This window comes from Gemmatimonas phototrophica (assembly GCF_000695095.2).
Taxonomy (GTDB): domain Bacteria; phylum Gemmatimonadota; class Gemmatimonadetes; order Gemmatimonadales; family Gemmatimonadaceae; genus Gemmatimonas; species Gemmatimonas phototrophica.
On record NZ_CP011454.1, the window covers coordinates 4,041,747 to 4,061,341 of the forward strand.

At 65.2% G+C, this 19,595-nt stretch carries 17 protein-coding genes; 7 read left to right on the top strand and 10 right to left on the bottom strand.

Annotated elements, in window-relative coordinates; all coding sequences use genetic code 11:
• Positions 1-10: 10 nt before the first annotated feature.
• The 9 genes from GEMMAAP_RS17040 to GEMMAAP_RS17085 form a co-directional block, all read right to left on the bottom strand.
• Entirely contained in the window at positions 11-409 is a 399-nt protein-coding gene (locus GEMMAAP_RS17040) for an SgcJ/EcaC family oxidoreductase (RefSeq protein WP_026848247.1), read from the bottom strand.
• 18 nt (positions 410-427) lie between these two features.
• Positions 428-949, bottom strand: coding sequence for a nuclear transport factor 2 family protein (locus tag GEMMAAP_RS17045; protein WP_053333582.1), 522 nt, complete (start codon positions 947-949; stop codon positions 428-430).
• A gap of 7 nt (positions 950-956) precedes the next feature.
• Complete coding sequence (locus GEMMAAP_RS17050; protein ID WP_026848246.1) at positions 957-2,258, bottom strand: NCS2 family permease; 1,302 nt, start codon at positions 2,256-2,258, stop codon at positions 957-959.
• Positions 2,255-4,645, bottom strand: coding sequence for an FG-GAP-like repeat-containing protein (locus GEMMAAP_RS20105; RefSeq protein ID WP_082821435.1), 2,391 nt, complete (start codon positions 4,643-4,645; stop codon positions 2,255-2,257). The genes GEMMAAP_RS17050 and GEMMAAP_RS20105 overlap by 4 nt, the downstream gene beginning before the upstream one ends.
• A 33-nt stretch (positions 4,646-4,678) precedes the next feature.
• Positions 4,679-7,237: a DUF5916 domain-containing protein gene (locus GEMMAAP_RS17065; RefSeq protein ID WP_026848245.1), complete on the bottom strand. Its 2,559-nt coding sequence runs from the start codon at positions 7,235-7,237 to the stop codon at positions 4,679-4,681.
• 116 nt (positions 7,238-7,353) lie between these two features.
• On the bottom strand, positions 7,354-7,866 hold the full coding sequence (locus tag GEMMAAP_RS17070; RefSeq protein WP_026848244.1) for a GNAT family N-acetyltransferase: 513 nt from the start codon (positions 7,864-7,866) through the stop codon (positions 7,354-7,356).
• Between the two features lie 8 nt (positions 7,867-7,874).
• Positions 7,875-8,714, bottom strand: coding sequence for a DUF6544 family protein (locus GEMMAAP_RS17075; protein WP_053333581.1), 840 nt, complete (start codon positions 8,712-8,714; stop codon positions 7,875-7,877).
• An 83-nt stretch (positions 8,715-8,797) separates the two neighbouring features.
• Complete coding sequence (locus tag GEMMAAP_RS17080) at positions 8,798-9,079, bottom strand: Rrf2 family transcriptional regulator (RefSeq protein WP_075071556.1); 282 nt, start codon at positions 9,077-9,079, stop codon at positions 8,798-8,800.
• Positions 9,080-9,102: 23 nt separating this feature from the next.
• Positions 9,103-10,779, bottom strand: a complete 1,677-nt coding sequence (locus GEMMAAP_RS17085; RefSeq protein ID WP_026848243.1) for an ankyrin repeat domain-containing protein — start codon at positions 10,777-10,779, stop codon at positions 9,103-9,105.
• Between the two features lie 274 nt (positions 10,780-11,053).
• Here GEMMAAP_RS17085 and GEMMAAP_RS17090 point away from each other — a divergent pair, with 274 nt between their 5' ends.
• From GEMMAAP_RS17090 to GEMMAAP_RS17100, 3 genes are all read left to right on the top strand, one after another.
• On the top strand, positions 11,054-11,617 hold the full coding sequence (locus GEMMAAP_RS17090) for a hypothetical protein (RefSeq protein ID WP_026848242.1): 564 nt from the start codon (positions 11,054-11,056) through the stop codon (positions 11,615-11,617).
• Positions 11,618-11,730: 113 nt separating this feature from the next.
• Positions 11,731-12,087 carry a nuclear transport factor 2 family protein gene (locus GEMMAAP_RS17095; protein ID WP_026848241.1) on the top strand — a complete coding sequence of 119 codons (357 nt, stop codon included), beginning with the start codon at positions 11,731-11,733 and terminating at the stop codon, positions 12,085-12,087.
• Between the two features lie 2 nt (positions 12,088-12,089).
• Positions 12,090-12,938, top strand: coding sequence for an N-acyl homoserine lactonase family protein (locus GEMMAAP_RS17100; RefSeq protein ID WP_026848240.1), 849 nt, complete (start codon positions 12,090-12,092; stop codon positions 12,936-12,938).
• A 67-nt stretch (positions 12,939-13,005) separates the two neighbouring features.
• On the opposite strand, the gene ettA is transcribed toward GEMMAAP_RS17100, so the two are convergent.
• The gene (ettA, locus tag GEMMAAP_RS17105) at positions 13,006-14,673 is read right to left on the bottom strand and encodes an energy-dependent translational throttle protein EttA (RefSeq protein WP_026848239.1); all 1,668 of its coding nucleotides are present in this window, start codon (positions 14,671-14,673) and stop codon (positions 13,006-13,008) included.
• A gap of 185 nt (positions 14,674-14,858) precedes the next feature.
• Between ettA and GEMMAAP_RS17110 the strand changes: the two genes are divergently transcribed.
• The 4 genes from GEMMAAP_RS17110 (at position 14,859) to GEMMAAP_RS17125 (ending at position 19,531) form a co-directional block, all read left to right on the top strand.
• Complete coding sequence (locus tag GEMMAAP_RS17110; RefSeq protein ID WP_026848238.1) at positions 14,859-16,907, top strand: hypothetical protein; 2,049 nt, start codon at positions 14,859-14,861, stop codon at positions 16,905-16,907.
• Complete coding sequence (locus GEMMAAP_RS17115; protein WP_026848237.1) at positions 16,904-18,127, top strand: HD-GYP domain-containing protein; 1,224 nt, start codon at positions 16,904-16,906, stop codon at positions 18,125-18,127. The genes GEMMAAP_RS17110 and GEMMAAP_RS17115 overlap by 4 nt, the downstream gene beginning before the upstream one ends.
• A gap of 65 nt (positions 18,128-18,192) precedes the next feature.
• Complete coding sequence (locus GEMMAAP_RS17120; protein WP_053333579.1) at positions 18,193-18,933, top strand: cytochrome c biogenesis protein CcdA; 741 nt, start codon at positions 18,193-18,195, stop codon at positions 18,931-18,933.
• Between the two features lie 97 nt (positions 18,934-19,030).
• Positions 19,031-19,531, top strand: a complete 501-nt coding sequence (locus GEMMAAP_RS17125) for a TlpA family protein disulfide reductase (protein ID WP_158514911.1) — start codon at positions 19,031-19,033, stop codon at positions 19,529-19,531.
• Positions 19,532-19,595 lie beyond the last annotated feature (64 nt).

Below are 19,595 nucleotides of genomic sequence, written 5' to 3' on the forward strand. Positions count from 1 at the left end.
GCGAGTGGTCTTAGCGTCCGTGAAGCTGCCGCTCGTATTCCGCCACGTCAAAGGAACCCACGGAATCGGCAATCGTGCCCTGCGCATGCATGCGCCAGGCCTCACGCCCCGTAATGCGTACCGCGCGCCCGGTACCACCCGGTCCCGTGTTCGTGCCAATCAGCGTCCAGTCGTAGCACACGCGACCGTCGTGATCGTGCAACGCATCGAGCAGCACGACCAGGTCCGGGAAGGCCGTCATGAACGCCGCGGCTGAAGCGGTAATGGCGTCGCGTCCAATGCTTGGCGTCCCTCCATTGATGGTGAGTACACCATCGGGCGCGAAGAACTCCGCCACCTGCGACGGCTGCTGGCTGCACCAGGCGGCCGTGTAGCGTTCGGCGAAATGCTGGAGTGGGTGTGAAGTCATACCGGCGAAACTACCCCGTCAGGGACGCGCGCGGCAATACGCCCCACCTTCGCAGCGCAGCGGCACAAAGAGTTCGCCCTGAATGCGCCACAGGCCATCGATCTGGCGCCACTGCGCCTCGTAGCTGCCGCGAATGACCACCGGTCCGTCGGGTTCGGTCCACGTGCCCACCCACTGCCCTCGTTCTGACGCCACGCCCCATGCGTCAAAGACAGCGATGCGCTCCGGCGTACGCACCCACTTGGTATCGGGACGGCGCGCGAACTGCGCCGCCATGCGCGACACGTTGATCGACATCCCCATGCCCATGGAACTGGTTGAGGACACCACGGTGACATCGGGCATCATCTCCCGCGCAATACCCACGGTGTCGTGACGGGCAATGGCCGCGTTGGAACGCGCACGGGCCGCCACAATGGCCCGCACATCGGGGGTAGAGTCGGCGCGACTGGTGCCCTGCCCTTCGAGGTGCAGGGGCGCCAGCAGCAGCACGCCTCCAAGCAGCGCCCGATACAGGCGCCCACCACGGGACGTGAGCATTCGCTCCTCAGTGATAGGGATACACCGCATAAAACAGCAGCGAGAGTGCCGCCAACCACCACATGGGTACCGAGACTTCCTTCACTCGCCCCGTGAACAGCTTGAGCACGGGATAGCTCACCAATCCCGCGGTCATGCCCACCCCGATGTTGAAGGTGAAGCTCATCAGCACAATGGTGAGAAAGGCGGGAATCCACTCGGTGTGATCCTTCACGGGAAGAGTGCTCATGCCACTGAGCATCAGCGCGCCCAACGCCACAATGGCCACCCCCGTGGCATGGGCAGGAATGGCCGTGAGCAGCGGTGCAAAGCCGAGCGCCGAGAGAAACAGCAGCGCCACGACCACGGCGGTTACCCCCGTGCGACCTCCCTCTTCAATACCCACGGCGGACTCAATGAAGGCACCACACGTGGTGGTCCCAAGCACCGGAGCCACCATGTTCACCACGGCGTCGGCGAGCATGGGCTTCTCCATATCCGGCAAGTTGCCGTTGGCGTCGAGCAACCCCGCCCGTGCGCCCAGGCCAATCAGTGTGCCGATGGTATCGACAAAGGCCATCACAAAGACAATGACCACCACGGGGAGCGCTTTGAGGGTGAGTGCGCCGCGAATATCCAGCTGAGCAAACAACGGCTCGAGCGACGGCGGCATGCTGACGACACCGCTGGGAAGTGGCGTTACGCCGGTCGCGAACGACAAGACCGCCGTGACGGCAATCCCGATGAGCAACGCCCCCGTCGTACGGCGCACCAGCAGCACGGCCGTCAGCGTGAATCCCGAGATGGCGAGCACCGTGCTGGGAGCGTTGAGGGCGCCAAGGGCAACGGGTGACCCCGGCACGCCCAGCTGCACCATACCAACGGCGTTGAGTCCGATGAACGTGAGAAATAGCCCAATGCCAACGGTAAAGCTGTGTTTGAGCACCACAGGAATACCGTTGGCCAACCAACTGCGCACGCCGAACACGGTGAGCACGGTAAACAACAGCCCGGCCAGAAAGATGGCTCCCAGTGCCGTCTGCCACGGGAACCCAAGGCCCTTCACTACCGTGAACACAATGAACGCGTTTTCGCCCATGTAGGGTGCAATGGCAAAGGGGCGCTTTGCGTACACGCCCATGATCAGCGTGCCAAAGGCCGCCGACAAAATGGTGGCGGTGATGGAGGCGCCGCGCGGCAGCCCGGCGGCTTCCAGGATGGCCGGGTTGACCACGATGATGTAGGCCATCGTGAAGAACGTGGCGATACCGGCGGTGACTTCCGTACGCCACGTAGCGTCGTGCCGATCAAATTCGAAGTACCGTCTCACCGACGACGACTCGGCGGAAAGGCCGTGGGCGGCAGCGCCTTGAGAAACGCCATGACCACAGCGGCCGAATTGGCGGAGGCGAGGACACCGAACGTCCGCGCTTCGTTGCGGTCCCCATTCCCACCGGCGAGATCGGACAACGAGCGGAACGCGATATACGGAACAGCATTCTCCTGCGCAACGAGTGCGACGGCCGATGTTTCCATGTCCAGCGCATCGGCACGGAAAGTCTTCCAGACCCACTCCCGATAGGCCGCATTATCCACGAAGGTGGGCCCACTCACTCCGTTGCCACCCACCACAATGCGCGGCGCATGCGCGAGACAAGTGCCGCCACTGGTACAGCGGGAGAGTGTCACCTGTGACGCGACTGTGCGGGCAATGGCCAGTGACGTGGAATCGGCCTGGAACCAGAACTGGCGCACCAGTGAATCGGGCGGCGCGCCTGCGACCGTGACCGATGTCCCCTGCGGGAACATCATGCCATACCCGCCAAAGTCGGTCGTCCGCCTTGCCGGCTCAAAGCCCTGCGCTGTTTCGCGGGCAAATACCTGCTCCTGATAATTGCCCCACTGCGCGGGCACCGTCACGTCTCCCACGTTGAGCCCTGGGTTCACGCCGCCGGCAATCCCGCTGAACACAATGGCTTTCACCGGAATACGATCGAGCAGGGCCTGTGTGGTCATCGCGGCGTTCACCATGCTGAATCCACTCAGCAGCAACACCACATCATGGCCTGCCAGACGGCCGAAATAGTACGTGCGGTTGTTCACCACCCGTGAGCCGGTAATATCCGTTGCCGCCCGGAGCGCCTGCCATTCGGCGTCGAACGCCGACATGATGGCAATGCGCGGAACGTCAGGGCTCGGCGCGGTCGTGGCGTTCGGCCGCGCGCTCCGCACCACGAGCGATTTTCCGGCGTAGTCCGACGCGCGCACGTTCCGCACCCACGTGGTATCGCGTCGCCCGCCGGCCGGCCAAACGACCGCGACATCCAGCCGCCCGCCGCGCGGCAGCCCCGCCGGAATGCCGAAATGCACCGGGAGCTCACTTTGCGCATCGTATCCCGATCCACTGTCCACCAGGCGCATTCCCAGCAGCCGGCGGCTTCCCGCGACATACAGCTGCACCTCAGCCCCGGCCCGCAGCGCCCGCCCATTGGCATTCACCACGGCCACCTGCAAGGAACGGCCAGCGTCAGCCTTCTCGGGAGCATGCATCCACACCCCGTGCAGCCCTCGCTCGGCCGTTCCGGTGAGTGCCAGATCCAGCGCACCGTCAGCATTCACATCCAGCCACTGCACGCCATGATCGGCGCCGAGCGACGCCAGTGACGCCGGGGTGACATCGTCAAAGCCGGTTCCGGTATTGCGCAACAGATAGTCGCGGTAGCTCACGCCGCCGGTCACCGTCCCGTTTACGTACAGGTCGAGCCGTCCATCGTGATCAATATCGGCAAAGGCGCAGGCATCGAACTTGGCCTCGGTATTCACTCGCCAAGCGGCCGATACGTCTTCGAAGGTGCCGTCGGCGCGTGCCAAGAGCAGGCCGTTGCGGCCGTAGTTGGCCCCGAAGAGATCGAGCCGTCCGTCACCATTCACATCGGCGGCGCAGGGGCGAACGGTGCCATTGGTGGGTTCACGTGGGGTGCGTCCAGCCCAGGCCGCGCCAGTCTGTTCGGCGACATCGGTGAACTGGCCGTTCACGTTGCGATACAGGCCGTTGGCATCACCATCCATGTTGCCCACGTACACATCGAGGTCGCCATCCTGTTCGTAATCGAACCAGACGGCGCCTACCGAACGGCGGGGGTCGGCCAGACCGCGAGCCGCCGCCACATTGGCAAACTGCCCGTTTGCCTGCTGCTCGAAGAGCGCGTTGGGGCGGTCACGGAACGCGACAAACAGATCGAGATCGTCGTCGCCATCAACGTCGATCATGGAGAGCTGCCGGACGGCCCCGGAGTCCTGCGCCACGCCGAACGAGCTGGTCACATCGGCAAAGCGGCCGCCGTCGTTGCGATACACCACCAGCACCGATCCGGCACCGGGCGCGAACCCCACCACGAGATCCGGATCACCGTCGGCATCGAGGTCGCCCCACGCGGCCGCGCGGGTGGGGCGAGTACTGGCCAGACCAACGGCGGCCCCAACTTCCTCGAACTGTCCCCCGGTGTTGCGATACAGCCGGTTGGGCAGGCCGTTGAAGCCCACGAACAGGTCGGCATCGCCGTCGCTATCGTAATCGGCGGCCGCGTTGGTGAGGGTGGCCCCGGCCGTGAACAGCTCCGGCTGGAGCGGCGTGAAGATGGGGCGCCGCGGTTGCAGCAGGGGCACGCCGAGGGAGCTGACCAGCAGGGCGAGCGCAGACCAGTGGTGTCGTGACATGCCCGAATGTACCGTGCGGGCGGCACGAGCGTATCACCGGCCCAGCCAGTAGCTCGCCTTGATCAGGAACACGTTTTCGGGACGACGGGAGAACACATCACTGTACCCGCGCGTGACGTCGAAGCGCTCGGCGTTTCCGTCGTAGGCGTCTCGTCCTTGTGCCCACACGAAGAACAGGACGGAGCCGGGGCGGTACTCCCAGCGTACCACATTGTTGGTGCGCAACTGCCCAAAACGGAAACCGGCGGGCGTACCGCGTGCGGTATAGGGGCGGAAGCGTTCGTCGCGATCCTCGGCGGCGCCGTTGTCGATGGCGCGCCAGTCGGTGTACCGTCCGGTGCTCACGAACGGCTGCACATAACTCTCCACACTCAAGGTGGGAGTCACCGTGTAGTTGAGCCGCATGGTGACGGAGCTGGTGGATTGGTAGAGACGGGCAAAGGTGTACGCCGGCACGCCGGCATCAACGAAGTTGCCGTACCACTGCTGGTCATCGATGTTGCGGCTGTAGGAGAGGTTCACGCTGCCGTTGAACTGCGACCCCACTCGCAGCTGCGCGCCGCCACCCACCTGCCAGTTGCTCCCCAGACCATCAAAGCGACGCCCAGCGAACGCATTGATCTGCGGCGACACGCTGCGACGGCGATCGCCACTTATCCCGGCCCACGTATTGAGGCGTTGCGGCACGAACAGCGCCGGCCCTCCGCGGGCGTCACGGTCGGAGAACGAACGCACCACGTTGTTCACGCCCACGCCGGCGTTGACACTCCAGAAGCTCTTGAGTTCACCCCAGCCGTTCACATTGCCGCCGTTCCCCAGCAGCATGCCCGAGGTGTTGGCAAAGCCCCAGCCGTTCAGGTTGAGCTGCCCCTGACGGAAGATGCCAATGGGCTTAACCGGACGAATCCCCATCCAGGCGGAGGCGCCCATTTCATCGCTGCGGGTCCGGAACCCCACATCGTTGATCTCAAAACCCGGCGCGATATACCAGGTACTGACGTTCATGCGCGTGATTCCGCCGCCCTGCTTGTTGAGCGACCCCTGCGCCATCCATCCGGACATCGTGGTGCGCGTGCTGTCGTACGATAGATGCTCCGCGTCGCCACGTTGGTACAGGTGCACCAGCGACCGTTGCGTTGCGGCAATGGCGGCCGCTGTGCCCCCAACGCGAGATCCGGCCAACTGTCCACTCAGCTGCCAGCGATTGCCGGCAAAGCGGTGTCGGGCATCGAGCCCACCGGTCCACGCAGTATTGCGCAGCACATCGCGCGTCCATTGGTCAGTCTGTCGCGCCGTGTTGGTGAGCATGAAACCCACGCCGCTGTTGCCGCCGGCCAGATCCTGCTGCAGGCGCACCACAGCATAGTTGGTTTGCGGCTCAATCGTGCGCTGCAGCGTGCCCTGCTCGCGATTGGTCACCGCATCAATGACCCCGATGGACAGACCGTTCTTGAGACGCCCCGTGACCTTGGCTGCCCCGACGATCTGCGACTGTAGCGGAGAGGCTGCGTCGCCGTAGCGCCCCCGCAGTTGCGGCGTCCGACCAATACGACGTGAATAGAACAACCCGGTGCAGCTGCCATCGTTGCAGTCGATATCGTAGCGAAAGATGCCGCTCCCCTCGAGAAAGAACGGACGCCGTTCGGCGAAGAACTGCTCAAAGGCACTCAAGTTGAGCACGCCGGGATCGGCCTCCACCTGCCCGAAGTCCGGATTGACTGCCGCATCGAGCGTGACGTTGGACGTGAGCCCCAGTTTGACATCGGCCCCCGCCTGTGCCTTGGCGGCATTGCGTGGCGTACCGTCGCCACGCGGACTCGCGCCGTAGCGCCCCACCGTGTACGGCATGATTTCCATGCGGCGTGGCGCGGGCAGCGCACTGAAGCCGGAGGTGGCAGCCCACTGACTCACATGCCCGGTGCGCGAACGCCGAAAGAGCGGGTAAGCCGTGCGTTCCCCGGTGCGTGCCACGCGGCGCATGACCAGAATGCCGAAGGTGTTGTCACCGCGTGGGACATAGCGCAACTGACTGAGCGGCACGCGAAATTCGGCAATCCATCCCAGCGAATCAACGCGTGACGAACCCTCCCAGACCGCGTTCCACCCCCAGTCTTCCTCACCGTCGTTGAAGACATAGCCATCGGCCATGGTCCCGGCGGCCGAGAGGCGAAACATGTACCCGGTGCGCTTGTCGTTGTAGGAATCGATGCCGATCACCACGTCATCGGAGAGCGACATGCCGTCACGCCGCTGCAACACCGCCAGAATGCTGTCCGGGCGCGGGTCGTAGTTGCGCACCAGGACGTAGAGGTTGCGCGTGTCATAGGCAATGCGCGCTTCGGTCCGAAAGGTAGGCTCGCCATCCTCAGTCGGGTCGAACTGCCGAAAGCGCGTAATGGGGTCTACCGTCTGCCAGATCTCGTCATCATCACGCCCGTCAATTTTTGGCGCGCGCGGCGCAAACACGGGGCCGGGGGCCGCCTTACCAGTGACGACCGACGGCGCACTTGTGGGATAGCCGTGGGGCTCACCCGTGAGTGACTGCGGCAGCGGCGCAGCGGCGATCTGAAGAAGCAGCGGGACCAGCAACATCGGCGAGCTCGCGAAGAAAGTGACGAGATGCGAGGGAACGCCGGTTGGACATCAGGTTGTCGGGAATGGTTGGAAGTCGCGGGCGCCGAGTCGAAACGACACGCCGCAACGCGCGCTTACGCCGCCGAAGTATCGATGACGAAGTACGCACAATCGCGTCCACCTCGCGCTGCATCCTGCAGCGTGGTGTGGCTGTAGTGGGCTCCGATTTTCCTGAGCGCACGTTGCGAGCGGATGTTTTCTGTGCCGACGTGAAACCAGATGCGCTGGGCATACTGGAACGCGTGCTGCAGCATGAGCTGCTTGAGCTCGCCGTTCACGCTGCCGCCCCAATGGGATCGGGCGAGGAACGTGTAGCCAATGGCCACCTCACGCGCGGCCGGGTTCCATTCGTACCAGCGCGAACTGCCGATCACATGTCCCGTGTGCGCATCACTCACCAGCAGAGCGCCCTCACTGGCGAGGGCGCCATCAAAGAAGCGGGTAAAGACGTCACGCTGCCAACGCGTAGACTCCGGATGTTGCGCCCAGATGAGCGGATCGCTGGCCGTCGCATAGAGCGTCTCGAAATCGTCGGGGCGCAACGGGCGCAGCGCGACGTGGGTGCCGAGGAGGGTAGGTTGCCACATGCCCTACCCTACGACGTGGCGTGCCCCTCCGCCAGCGCCTTGGCGTGCGGCAACTCCGGCGCCGGCACGTTGTAGCGTACGGAACGGATGTGGAACTTGCCGTACGTCCACGCCGGCCTGTCGGTGTAGTGCCACACCGCGTCGCCTTCGCTGGCCAGGCGGGCGACGCCGAACTCGTGATAGGCGCGCAGCGGCGTGGTCCAGACATCGCCGTCCCCCGGCAACGCGTGACGATCATCTGACGAGAAGTCGATCAGATCCCCGTCGTCGTTGAAGCGGAGGCTCGCCGAGACCACTCGCGCACCATTGTGGAACGTCACCCGCGCTTCGTGGGCATTGATGGGATGCCATACGAACCGTTCATCGATCAGTACGGCCGGCGCCAGAACGCAGAAATCGTTGAGCACCGTGACGGTTTCGGCGCGGGCAAACGCATCCCCGTCCGCATCAACCAGGTGCAGCAGACTCAGGAGCCGGATATGCATACTGGCCCCTTCGTCGGAATAGCTGTGCAGTCCGCTTACCGGCAACCCATGCATGGTGGTCCGCAGCAGGAACAGTCGCGCGGGGTGGTCCACGAAGCTCACCTGCAGCACCGGCGTGTGCATCCATGGCTGCCCGGGTCCGCGACTCAGCTCGGCGTCCATCTCCACCACGAAGTTGTGCACCCGGGGGCGCCCCACGACTCCGGCGCGTCGGAGGTATCGGGCCACCGGGGCCGGCAAATGGGCCAAATCACGTTCGGTGACCGGGACAACGTGGGGGAGTGGCTGGTGTTGCGCCTCCGCGTCCACTGCGCGGTCGAACTGGGTGGTGACGGGGGTGAGATCGGGGAGCAGACGAGGCATGGTGATTCCTGCGAAGCGGTGAGGGGTTACCTCACGCTAGGGCGTGTTTCATGCCACGATATCAGGTCGTCCCCGACAGGGCGTCAGCGTCGTTGCGCCCGCCATACCTTGGCGGCCACTTCGGCCACCGTGGTCTGCATCAACGATTCCCGCATCGCCGCCTCCGCCATCTGCAATGGCGAATACAGGGCCAGAAACATCTCGCGACCAATGGGACAGGCCGCATTGCCGGTATGCATGGGCAGCGCGGGCAGGTCGTCGTACACCGCCTGGTACACCTCGCCGAGGGTGACCTCGGTGAGACGGCGCTGAAGGCAGGTCCCACCATGAATACCCGCTGGCCCCGGTGTGAACGACGACCGCACTGGCAGCGCTCCCGGGCGCCCGGTCAGGGAGCAAAAGCCGCCATACGCTGCGCCATCAGATCAGCGGCCTCATCCAGGCCCCGCCGGCGTGCCGCCTGCTCCGCCGTCTGCCCGGCGGCGTTCTTCGTGGCCGGATTGGCACCGTGGAACAGCAGCACCGTGGCGACCGCAGCGGCGTCATGTTCGTCGTCGGGCAGGCAGAACAGCGGCGTGGGTTGGTCCACCGTGGGGATCTGGTGGTTGGCCAGCGCCGGCGACTCCTGCAGCACCTCCTGCAGCCGCGCCAGCCGCGCAGTGCGTGCCAGCGCACGCACGTCGCGAGTGAGCGGAGCCAGGCGTTCGGCTACGGCATGTCGCCCGAGCACGCACGCCCAGCTCATGGGCGTCCCCTGCCACTTGCGCTCACGCACGTCCACCTCAGCGCCGGCGCCCAGCAGGACGTCCACCACGGCGAGCGAGCCAGCGTGGGCGGCCTGATGCAGCGCTGTGGCCCCTTCGAAATCGGTGGCGTTGACCGCGGCCCCCAACTCGAGCGCCAACGACACCGCAGTGGCGTTGCCCTTGCTGGCCGCTGCGTGCAGTACGGCAGGGCTGCGCAGCGCCGACGGCTGCGTGGCCACGAGTGCACGCACGGCGGCCTCCTCGCCCGCCATCAGCGCCGCCATGAGCGCCCGCTCGCCCTGCAGTGGCTCCACCGTGGCGCCATGCGCTTCCAGCAGCGCGGCCATGGCCGTGTTGCCAGCCAGGCGCGCCATGGTGTGCACCCGATGCCCCGAATACGAGTGCACGGTGTTCGCACTGGCGCCGTGCTGCAGCAGCCACTGCGCGCGCAGCAGATGCCCGCTGCTGACAGCATTCCCGAGCAGGTAGTTGAGGGTACCGACCTTGATCTTGCCGCCCAGGGCCGGCCCATCCACCCGCGACCAGACGGCCATGCGCGTCGACGGGTCGCACTGCTCCCAAAGCAGCGCCGTCCACGTGACGTCATCATTCACGATGGACGTGTTGTACAGGGCCTGCGTATCAAACGGATCGGCGCCGCGCTCGAGCAGCAGTGCCGTAAGCGCAGCGGCCTGCGGATGCGTGGGTTTGACCCCTTCCCCCTGTCCAATCACGCCGGTCACCGCCGTAAACGGATTCCCCCAACCGTCGTCGAAGCGGGCGTTGGGGTCCGCTCCGGCATCAAGCAGTAGCTGCGCGATGGCCACGGCCTGTTCCGCGTCCAGCCGACCATAGGCCACGTGCAGCAAAGCGGTCCAGCCGCGCGCCGGGTCCGTGGCGTGAGCAAGCGCCGCGTCGTTCGCGAGCAGTCGGCGCACCTCGTCTACCTCACCACACGCCGCGGCCACAAACAGATTGTCGCGCCGCACCGCGGGGTACCGGGCCACGATGCGCCGCGCGAGCGCGGCATCGCCATCCCAACCGTGACGCAACAGGACGGCTACCCGTTCCGCGTGCGACTGGCGGTCGAGCGCCAGGGCGTCAAGCGCCACGAGCAGCGCCTTCCAATCCGCCATCCCATACTCGCGGGCGAGGGCCTGCTGCACATCGCGGAGGGTGGGGGCGGCCGGGGCGGTAGGCCACACGGCCATCAGACGGGCGCGGGCATCGGGTTCGGCACGACGGAGTGCCGCCAACCAGCGCTTGGCGTCCTGTTTGAGGACGTCCACGGAGCTCTTCGGCGAGAGCGATCGGGTCATGGTACACCTTCCTTCCGTTACGGCCAGCGTCCGCTTACGAATGGCCAGGAAGAAGGGCTCGTAAGGACTGCAACAGCGCTGGGTGGGAGCTGGCTCCCTTGCCGCGGACAGGAGGCGCCCCAGTGGCGCGCTGATCCAAAACTGTCGCGCCGGGCGGTGATGTGTCAACTCGACGCCAGCTCAGGAGGCCGGTACGCCAGTTGACGTATGGCCACGACATCCTGTGCCATGCATTCTCAAGTCAGATCCCCTCCCCCTCTGCCTCCGGTGCTGCATGCGTGTTCCTTCCGTCATCCTGTTGCTGGGCGGTCTGTCGCTCCTGCCGGCCCAAACGCTTTCGGCCTCCTGCCCGCGCACCGGGGGCGAAAAGACCCGTCGCGTCGTGGCGTCGCTGGCGTTCTATCCGGCGGCCCCGTTCATCTACTTCCGCGGACAACGCGCGGTGCCCATGCCTGTGGCAGGCACGAGCGTGCGGGTGAGCCACGAGGTAGAGGGAAAGGTGCACTTCGCCGAGGGGCTGTTCGTGTCCGCCGCCGATTCGGTGCTGCGCATTGCGACAGCGACCGGAGACACCGCCACCTTTCCCTATCAGACGGCGCGGTGCCTGCAGGTGCGCCGCCAGAGCGGCGCCCTCGGGGCCGCCTTCGGGCTGGCCACCGGGTTTCTGATTGGTACCGTGGGGGGTACGGCCATCGGAATGGTCGCCGCCGGCAGCGAGCCCTCGGCACCGATCGGCGGCATGTTTCTCGGGGCCGCCGCCGGCATCGTTTTGGGGCCCATTGTGGGCTACCGGAAGGGCGCGACCGTCTGGGATGTGGCATGGGAGCGCAAGCGATAGCGCGTGCCGAAACACACTGCCCTCGGCAGCCTGTCACCTCTCGTGACCTATTCGTGATGGACAGCGCACGCACGACGCGCAGATTACCCGCACACCCCTACCGGAGACCAGAATTGGACACCAAGGACATTGCCAATCAGCTCGTCGCTCTGTGCCGCGAAGGACGCAACATCGAAGCGATCGAGACGCTGTACGCGGATGATGTGATCAGTCTCGAAGTGATGGAACCCATGCGCGAAGTTCACGGACGGGAAGGGGTGCTTGGCAAGGCGCATTGGTGGCAAGGCGCCCACGAGGTGCACGGCGCCAGTGTAGACGGCCCGTGGCCGAACGGCGATCAGTTCATTGTGCGCTTCCAGTTCGACATTACCCAGAAGGAAACAGGGAAGCGGGTGCAGATGGACGAGGTCGGGCTCTACACCGTGCGCGACGGCAAGATCACGGAAGAAAAGTTCTTCTACGCCACATGAGCATGCCGCGCCTTCTCTCACACACCACCGCGATCATTCCCGCGATTGCCACGGTGTGGCTCGCTGCGCTGTCCACGGCAACTGTGGTCCACGCGCAACCGGCAACTACGGCGCCCGCCGTGTCCCTCTCCCGTCTTGAGTGCGGCACCAATGCCGCGCCCACCGATGTGGGGCTGCGCTTTTCCGACACGTACGCCTACAACGGGCTCAAGGTGCAGCTGGTGTACAGCTGCTACGTCATACGCCACGGCGACGACGTGCTCATCTGGGACACGGGGTTTGCCAAAGGCAACGCCCCGACGGCCCCCAAGGCGAGCATTCCAGAGCTGTTGCCGCAGCTCGGTGTCACGCCGGCGCAGATCAAGTTCGTGGGGCTCAGCCACTCACATGGCGACCACATTGGCCAGACGAGCCTCTTTCCTCAGGCCACGCTGCTCGTGGGCAAAGGCGACTGGGAAGTACTCTCCGACGCCAAGCTGACGCCCAACCAATCGTCCATTGCGCCCTGGCTCACCGGGGGCAGCAAGGTGGAACCGCTGACTGGCGATCGTGACGTATTCGGCGACGGCTCGGTCGTCATTCTGAACATGCCGGGGCACACGCCTGGCCACCGCAGCTTGCTCGTGCGCCTGAAAGAGACCGGCAACGTGCTGCTCACCGGTGACCTCGCGCACTTCCACGAGAACTACAACAACAACGGCGTGCCGAGCTTCAATACCGATCGCGCGGCCACGCTCGCGTCGCTCGATCGCTTCAAGCAGATCGCCCGGAACCTCAAGGCGACGGTCATCATCCAGCACGACCAGCGCGACATAGCCAAGCTGCCGGCGTTCCCGGCTTCAGCGAAGTAGCTGCGTCAATGCAAAACGGCCGGCACCGCGAAACTTCGCGGGCCGGCCGTTTTGCGTGGCACGTACGTTATCGCACCAACTTCCGATACTTGATGCGGTGCGGCTGGTCGGCATCGGGGCCTTTCCTCTTTTTCAAGTCCTCGATGTACGCGCCGTAGTTCCCCTCAAACCACACCACTTCCGAGTCACCCTCGAACGCCAGAATGTGCGTGGCCACACGATCCAGGAACCAGCGATCGTGAGAAATGATCACCGCGCAGCCGGAGAAGTCGATCACCGCTTCTTCGAGCGCGCGCAGCGTATCGACATCAAGATCGTTCGTCGGTTCGTCAAGCAACAGCAAGTTGCCGCCCTGCATCACGGTCTTGGCCAGATGCAACCGGTTGCGCTCACCACCCGACAGGTTGGCGACCAGCTTCTGCTGGTCGGCCCCCTTGAAGTTGAAGCTCGCGGCGTACGCGCGGGAATTGAGTTCGCGCTTCCCCACCGGAATGGTTTCGCGTCCACCGGAAATCTCTTCCCACACTGTGCGCTTCCCTTCCAGCGTGCGCTGCTGATCCTGATACGAGATCTGCACCGTTTCGCCCACCGTCAGCTCGCCGCCGTCCGGCTGCTCCAGCCCGTTGATCATGCGGAACAGCGTCGTCTTACCGGCACCGTTGGGGCCAATGATCCCCACGATGCCCGCGCGCGGCAGATCGAAGTTGAGATTCTCGAAGAGCAGCTTGTCACCGAACGCCTTCTTCAAACCCTTCGCGCGCACCACATCGTTGCCCAGGCGCGGTGCCGGTGGGATGATGATTTCGTTGCTCATCACGCGATCGTTCTGCGCTTCACTGGCCAGATCCTCATACGCCTGCAGACGCGCCTTGTTCTTGGCCTGCCGTGCACGCGGCGACATGCGCACCCACTCGAGTTCCTTCGTGAGCGTCTTCTGACGCGCACTGGCCTGCTTTTCTTCCAGCGCCATACGCGCCTGCTTCTGCTCCAGCCAGCCGCTGTAGTTCCCCTCGTACGGCACACCCTTGCCGCGATCGAGCTCGAGAATCCACTTGGCCACATTGTCCAGGAAGTAGCGATCGTGGGTAATGGCCACCACGGTGCCCGCGAACTTCTCGAGGAAGTGCTCGAGCCACGCCACCGACTCGGCGTCCAAATGGTTGGTGGGTTCGTCCAGCAGCAGCATGTCCGGCTCTTCGAGCAACAGGCGGCACAGCGCCACGCGACGCTTTTCACCACCCGACAACACCGTCACGTCGGCATCGCCCGGCGGCAAGCGCAGAGCGTCCATCGCGACATCGATCTTGTTGTCGAGATTCCAGAGGTCGTGCTGATCGATGTACTCCTGCAACTTGCCCTGACGCGTCATCAGCACATCAAAGTCCGCATCGGGTTCGGCGAACTTGAGCGAGATCTCGTTGTACTCGTTCAGCGCGTCACGATGGGTCTTCACGGCGAGCTCCACGTTGCCACGCACATCCAACGACGCGTCCAGCTCCGGCTCCTGACTCAGGTAGCCGATGCGCGTGCCCTTGTGCGCCCACGCTTCGCCCTGAAACTCCGTATCCACGCCCGCCATGATGCGCAGCAACGACGACTTACCGGCCCCGTTGGGACCGAGGACGCCGATCTTTGCGCCGGGGTAGAAAGACAGCCAGATGTCGTCGAGGATGATGCGCGAAGGTGGAACCACCTTGCGCAACGCCTTCATCACATAGATGAACTGCGGAGCCATGGAAACGGAGACGGAGAAGGAACGCCGGAGCCGGAATGGCAATGGCATATACGGGGCGTAATCTACCCGGGTCCGGAAGCCTGCCCGCCGCAACCGACCCGCCTGGCCTTCCCCATTCCGAAATTTTTAACCTCCCCAGCCATCCAGTTCTCCTCGCCGGCGGTCGATATTATGAAGCAACCGCCATGTCCACTTCCGTCGCCGCGTCCCCCGATGCCACCACGTTGGTCCAGTCGCTGCTGTCTCGACTGGCCATTGCGATTGCGCGTCGGCGAGCGTATGCCGACGCGCACCCCATGGCGGTGCAGGCCGATCAGGCGCTGACCGACGCCCTGACCCAGTACCTGACCGGCGAGCCGACCCTCGCACTCGCGGTGGCCAATCGTGAGCTCCTGGTAAACGGCACCCTGCTGCAGGCCGGCGGCAACGTGGTCCGCGAGCTGGCGTCCCGTCTGCACAGCATGGGCATTGGTACCGTCCGGCTCCAGCGCGGTGTCACCCTTGAGGCGGTAAGTCACCTGGTGCGGCTGCTTTCGCGTCGCCTCAACGACCCCTCATTGCAGGAGCCACTGCCGGTCATCGCGGGGATCGCGCTTGGCCGCATTGACTACGAGCAGCTGGGGCTCGCCGACGAGGAAGCCATTCGGGTGGAGATCACCCAGCTCTGGCGGGCGCTGGCGGAACGCATGCTCGACACCGCCGCCAACCCGGGCGCCAACCCGTCCGACACCCCCGACAGCGCGTCGGCCTCCACCCTCGCCACAGCGCTCTCCGCCGCGTCCACCAGCGACACATCGGCCCAACGGGCCTTCGACGCCCTCAGCACCCTGGCCGATGGGGTCTCCATGGCCCCGCGCGCCGTGCGCGATACCATCGGCGAACGGCTGCAGGAGCTACTGTCGGCCACCGACCAGGGCGCCATTGTCGCCACCCTGCGCGTCGCCGGCCGGGCCGATCGCTCACGCCTCGTACGGAACGTGGTCAACGTGCTCCCCGCCGCTGCGGTCGTACGCTGGCTCCACTCGGCCGCCGGTGCCACCGGACAGGACCTGTCGCCACACCTGTTGCGGCTGCTGTCGAAAATGTCGGTGCACTTTCGCGGCCGACGCCCGGAAGCGGTTGATGATGCGCTGCGCGAAACCGCCGCCGAACTGGTGGGCGGATGGGACATGCAGCACGCCAACCCGGCCGAACACGCCGCCCTGCTGGATACCCTCGCCGAGTGGAGTGCCCGCGACGGTAAGCCAGCCAAGGACGCTGCCGTCCAGTTCGATTCGGCCTCGCAGGAAGCGGCCCGGCTGGTGCAGATGGCGTGTGAGATGGACCTGGTCTCGGAGGACGCGGCGCTGGCCGTGAAGCGACTGGCCGACACCGGACACTCCAGCACCGTGCTGGCGTGGGCCGACCGCGCCCAAAGCGAACCCACCAGACGCCAGCTGCGCGACCTGACCCTGACCCCCAGTGCCATCTCGCGTACGCTGCTGGCCAATCCGCTGGATAGTGCGGCGGCCAAACAGCTGCTGGACGCCACACACGAAGATGTGGCGCCCGTGCTCATTGACGCCCTCGAACAGTGCGACACCCGCGCCGGCCGACGGTTGATCTTTGATCGCATGCGGACGATGGACAGCAGCATCATCGACGCCGTGTTGCAGCGGTTGGCAGCGCCCATGCCCTGGTTTCTGGCGCGGAATCTGTTGTCGCTGCTGCGCGACCTGCTGGTGGCCACCCCAGAGGCATCGGCCCGGCTCATGGTAGGCCCGCTGCTGCTCTTTCAACGGCATGAGCATGTGGCCGTGCGGCGTGAAGCAATTCGACTGCTCGCCTCGGTGCCGTCTGTCCGCGCCTCGGCGCTGCGCCGCGCCCTCGACGACAGCACGGCGGAGGTACAGCACGCCGCCGTTGACGTGGCCTATGTGCAACGCAAGGACGAGTTGCCCACTGACGTCGCGCTCCGGCTGCTGACGCTGGCCGACCAGGAAAATCTCCCCCTCGAACTTCGCGACAAGGCCGTGCGCGCCGTGGCCGGCACACGTCAGGCCGAGGTGCGCAGCTGGCTCATTGCCCACACCACCCGTCGCGCCCGTCTCACCGGGTCCACAAAGCTGGCGACCCTCACCGACACGGTGCGCGCCGCACTGCATGTGCTGTCCACCACCTTCGCAGCCGACCCTGAGGCCGCACCGGTGCTGACACTGGCGCGCAAAGCCGGTGCCCTGGGAGCCGCCGCATGAGTACCGAACTCGCCACCTCGCCGGCGGCCACGGCGATCGTCTCTGAGTGGCTCACCACGCTGGGCCAGGCCTTGGCGGCGATGGCCCTGTATGGTCCGGGACACCCGTCCCGCGCCGCCAGTCGGGCGCGGGTACACGAGCGCCTCTGGGCCGCTTTACAGGCCGTACACCCCCTTCGACTGACGTTCCTGGACGGTGATGTCATTCTCGGCGTTCACCCGCTGCACGATGTTCGCGCGGGAGAACTCGCGCAGCGCCTTGGCGCGGCCGGCATCCAGCGGTTGGAGTTCGACGGGGAACTCCCGGACGACGAGACCATTGGAGAGCTGCTCGAGACATTGCATGCCGCCGCCGGGCCACACGGCACCCCAATCAGTCATGTGCACACGTTTCCCGGCATCCGCCTGGGGCCGGTGGGGTTGCTGAGTGATGGCCCCGGTGAGTCCTCAGGCCAAGCGCCCCGCGCCGCTGGCGCGCGCGCGGACGATGGCGGAGAATTGATGGACGCCCTCATCGCCGACGGGCTTCAGGAAGAGCTGGAGACACTCACCTGGATTACCGCCAAGGCCACCAGCGATTCCCGGGTGCCCATGGCGGAAGTCGAAGCGGTTATCCGCGGGCTATCGCTGGCCATGCAGGCCGAACACGGTTCGTTGCTGCCGCTGGTGTCGCTCAAGTCGGTGGACCAGTACACCACGGTACACGCCTGCAACGTGTCGATGCTGTCCATGGGGCTGGCCGAGCAGCTGGGCTTCGGATCGCGGGATGTGCGGGCTGTTGGCACGGCGGCTCTGCTGCACGACATCGGCAAGGTGCGGCTCCCGGAAGCGCTGCTGCGCAAGAACGGTGGGCTGTCCGACGCCGAGCGCGAGTTGATGCGTACACACCCGGTGGAAGGTGCCCGCCTGCTGAGCGACCGTGGGGCCGGCAACTCGCTGTCTGCGATCGTGGCGTATGAGCACCATGTCTGGGCGGACGGCACAGGAGGCTATCCCGCCTTCCAGTTCCCGCGGCGGACGCACTACGTGAGCCGGCTGGTGCAGGTGTGCGACGTGTACGACGCCCTCAGCACGGAACGCCCGTACCGTGCGGCGTGGCCGCGCGCCCGTACGCTGCATCACATGCGGCTGCAGGCTGGCCGGGAGCTCGACTACGATTTGCTGCTGGCGTTCTTCGACCTACTGGACAAGGCCGAACGACGGCAGAGCAGCCTCAAGTAGCCCAGGACGCCCTCCCGCACTGCCGAAGCGGGAACGCTGGCGCCCCCGGGGCCGTATTGTCGGCAATGCCTGCACTGCTTCAGATCTCCGACCTCACCGCGCAGCTCTCCGGCAACCCGGCGGCCGCGCTCCCGTTCCTGTTCGGTGCGGGGGTGCTCACCAGCCTCACGCCGTGCGTCTATCCGATGATCCCGATCACGGCCGCGATCGTTGGAGGACAGTCATCATCGGAGCAGTTGGGCGCCACCAAAGTGTCACGATGGCGCCCTCTTGGCCTTTCCATGCTGTATGTGGCGGGATTGGCGAGTGTCTATGCCGGGCTGGGGTTGCTGGCCGGGCTCACCGGAACCATGTTCGGGACCGTGTCCGCGAACCCGTGGGCGTACTTCACCATGGCCAACCTGCTCATGGTGGCCGGACTGTCCATGCTGGACGTGATTCCGGTGCGGGTGCCATCGGCCATCATGCAGCGCGCCGCCAATGCAGGGACCGGCGGGCGGGCCGCTGGCGCACTCATCATGGGCGCCGCCTCCGGGCTTGTGGCCGCCCCCTGTTCGGCGCCGGTCATGGCGGCCGTGCTCACTTGGGTTTCCACCACCAAGTCGGCGCTGCTGGGCTTCACCTACCTCTTCACCTTCTCCCTCGGCATGTGCACCCTTCTGGTGCTGGTCGGGGTATCAGCCGGGACACTGTCGCGATTACCGCGCGCTGGTGCGTGGATGCTGACGGTTAAAAAAGGCTTTGCGTTTGTGATGATCGCAATGGCCGAGTATTACCTGGTGAAAATGGGGCAGGTCTACTTTTAACCGCCCGTGTGGTTCAACTGATCAGTTTCGGGTAATGGGTTCGGGTCCGGAGTACCGGGTCGAACCACCCACGACCCGAAACCCCAACCCGGAACTCATGACTGATCTGTTCAAGCGTTTGCGGGTCGCCGCAATCGCCATCGCCCTCACCGCCGCCCCCGCTTTTGCCCAGGACCTCGGCATCGCCGTTGGCGAGCAGGCCCCCGGCGGGCCCCTCGAAACACTGACCGGACAGACCGTGGACCTCTCGACGCTGGTGGGCAAACAGCCCGCCGTGATCGAGTTCTGGGCCACGTGGTGCGGCAACTGTAAGCAGCTGGAGCCTGCCATGCGGGCGGCGCACACGAAGTACGGCAAGAGCGTCCGGTTCGTCACGGTGGCCGTGTCGGTCAATCAGTCCATCGAGCGCGTTAAGGCGTGGCAGGCGGCCAACAAGCTCCCGGGCGACCTGCTCTACGATCGCAAAGGCACCGTTAGCGGCGCCTACGATGTGCCGGCCACGAGCTATGTCGTGGTGGTGGACAAGTCTGGGAAAATCGTCTACACCGGCGTTGGCGGCACCCAAAATCTGGATGTCGCAATCAAAAAGGCGATGTAACGACCTGAAAACAGTTGAAATTTTCTGAAACGCGTTACATCATTTAAAAATAGGAACGCCAGTC

Bases quoted from the DNA above. Each gene is read 5' to 3' on its own strand.
- GEMMAAP_RS17040 (WP_026848247.1), bottom strand. From the start codon at position 409: ATGACTTCACACCCACTCCAGCATTTCGCCGAACGCTACACGGCCGCC.
- GEMMAAP_RS17045 (WP_053333582.1), bottom strand. From the start codon at position 949: ATGCTCACGTCCCGTGGTGGGCGCCTGTATCGGGCGCTGCTTGGAGGC.
- GEMMAAP_RS20105 (WP_082821435.1), bottom strand. From the start codon at position 4,645: ATGTCACGACACCACTGGTCTGCGCTCGCCCTGCTGGTCAGCTCCCTC.
- GEMMAAP_RS17065 (WP_026848245.1), bottom strand. From the start codon at position 7,237: ATGTTGCTGGTCCCGCTGCTTCTTCAGATCGCCGCTGCGCCGCTGCCG.
- GEMMAAP_RS17070 (WP_026848244.1), bottom strand. From the start codon at position 7,866: ATGTGGCAACCTACCCTCCTCGGCACCCACGTCGCGCTGCGCCCGTTG.
- GEMMAAP_RS17075 (WP_053333581.1), bottom strand. From the start codon at position 8,714: ATGCCTCGTCTGCTCCCCGATCTCACCCCCGTCACCACCCAGTTCGAC.
- GEMMAAP_RS17085 (WP_026848243.1), bottom strand. From the start codon at position 10,779: ATGACCCGATCGCTCTCGCCGAAGAGCTCCGTGGACGTCCTCAAACAG.
- GEMMAAP_RS17090 (WP_026848242.1), top strand. From the start codon at position 11,054: ATGCGTGTTCCTTCCGTCATCCTGTTGCTGGGCGGTCTGTCGCTCCTG.
- GEMMAAP_RS17100 (WP_026848240.1), top strand. From the start codon at position 12,090: ATGCCGCGCCTTCTCTCACACACCACCGCGATCATTCCCGCGATTGCC.
- ettA (WP_026848239.1), bottom strand. From the start codon at position 14,673: ATGGCTCCGCAGTTCATCTATGTGATGAAGGCGTTGCGCAAGGTGGTT.
- GEMMAAP_RS17110 (WP_026848238.1), top strand. From the start codon at position 14,859: ATGTCCACTTCCGTCGCCGCGTCCCCCGATGCCACCACGTTGGTCCAG.
- GEMMAAP_RS17115 (WP_026848237.1), top strand. From the start codon at position 16,904: ATGAGTACCGAACTCGCCACCTCGCCGGCGGCCACGGCGATCGTCTCT.
- GEMMAAP_RS17120 (WP_053333579.1), top strand. From the start codon at position 18,193: ATGCCTGCACTGCTTCAGATCTCCGACCTCACCGCGCAGCTCTCCGGC.
- GEMMAAP_RS17125 (WP_158514911.1), top strand. From the start codon at position 19,031: ATGACTGATCTGTTCAAGCGTTTGCGGGTCGCCGCAATCGCCATCGCC.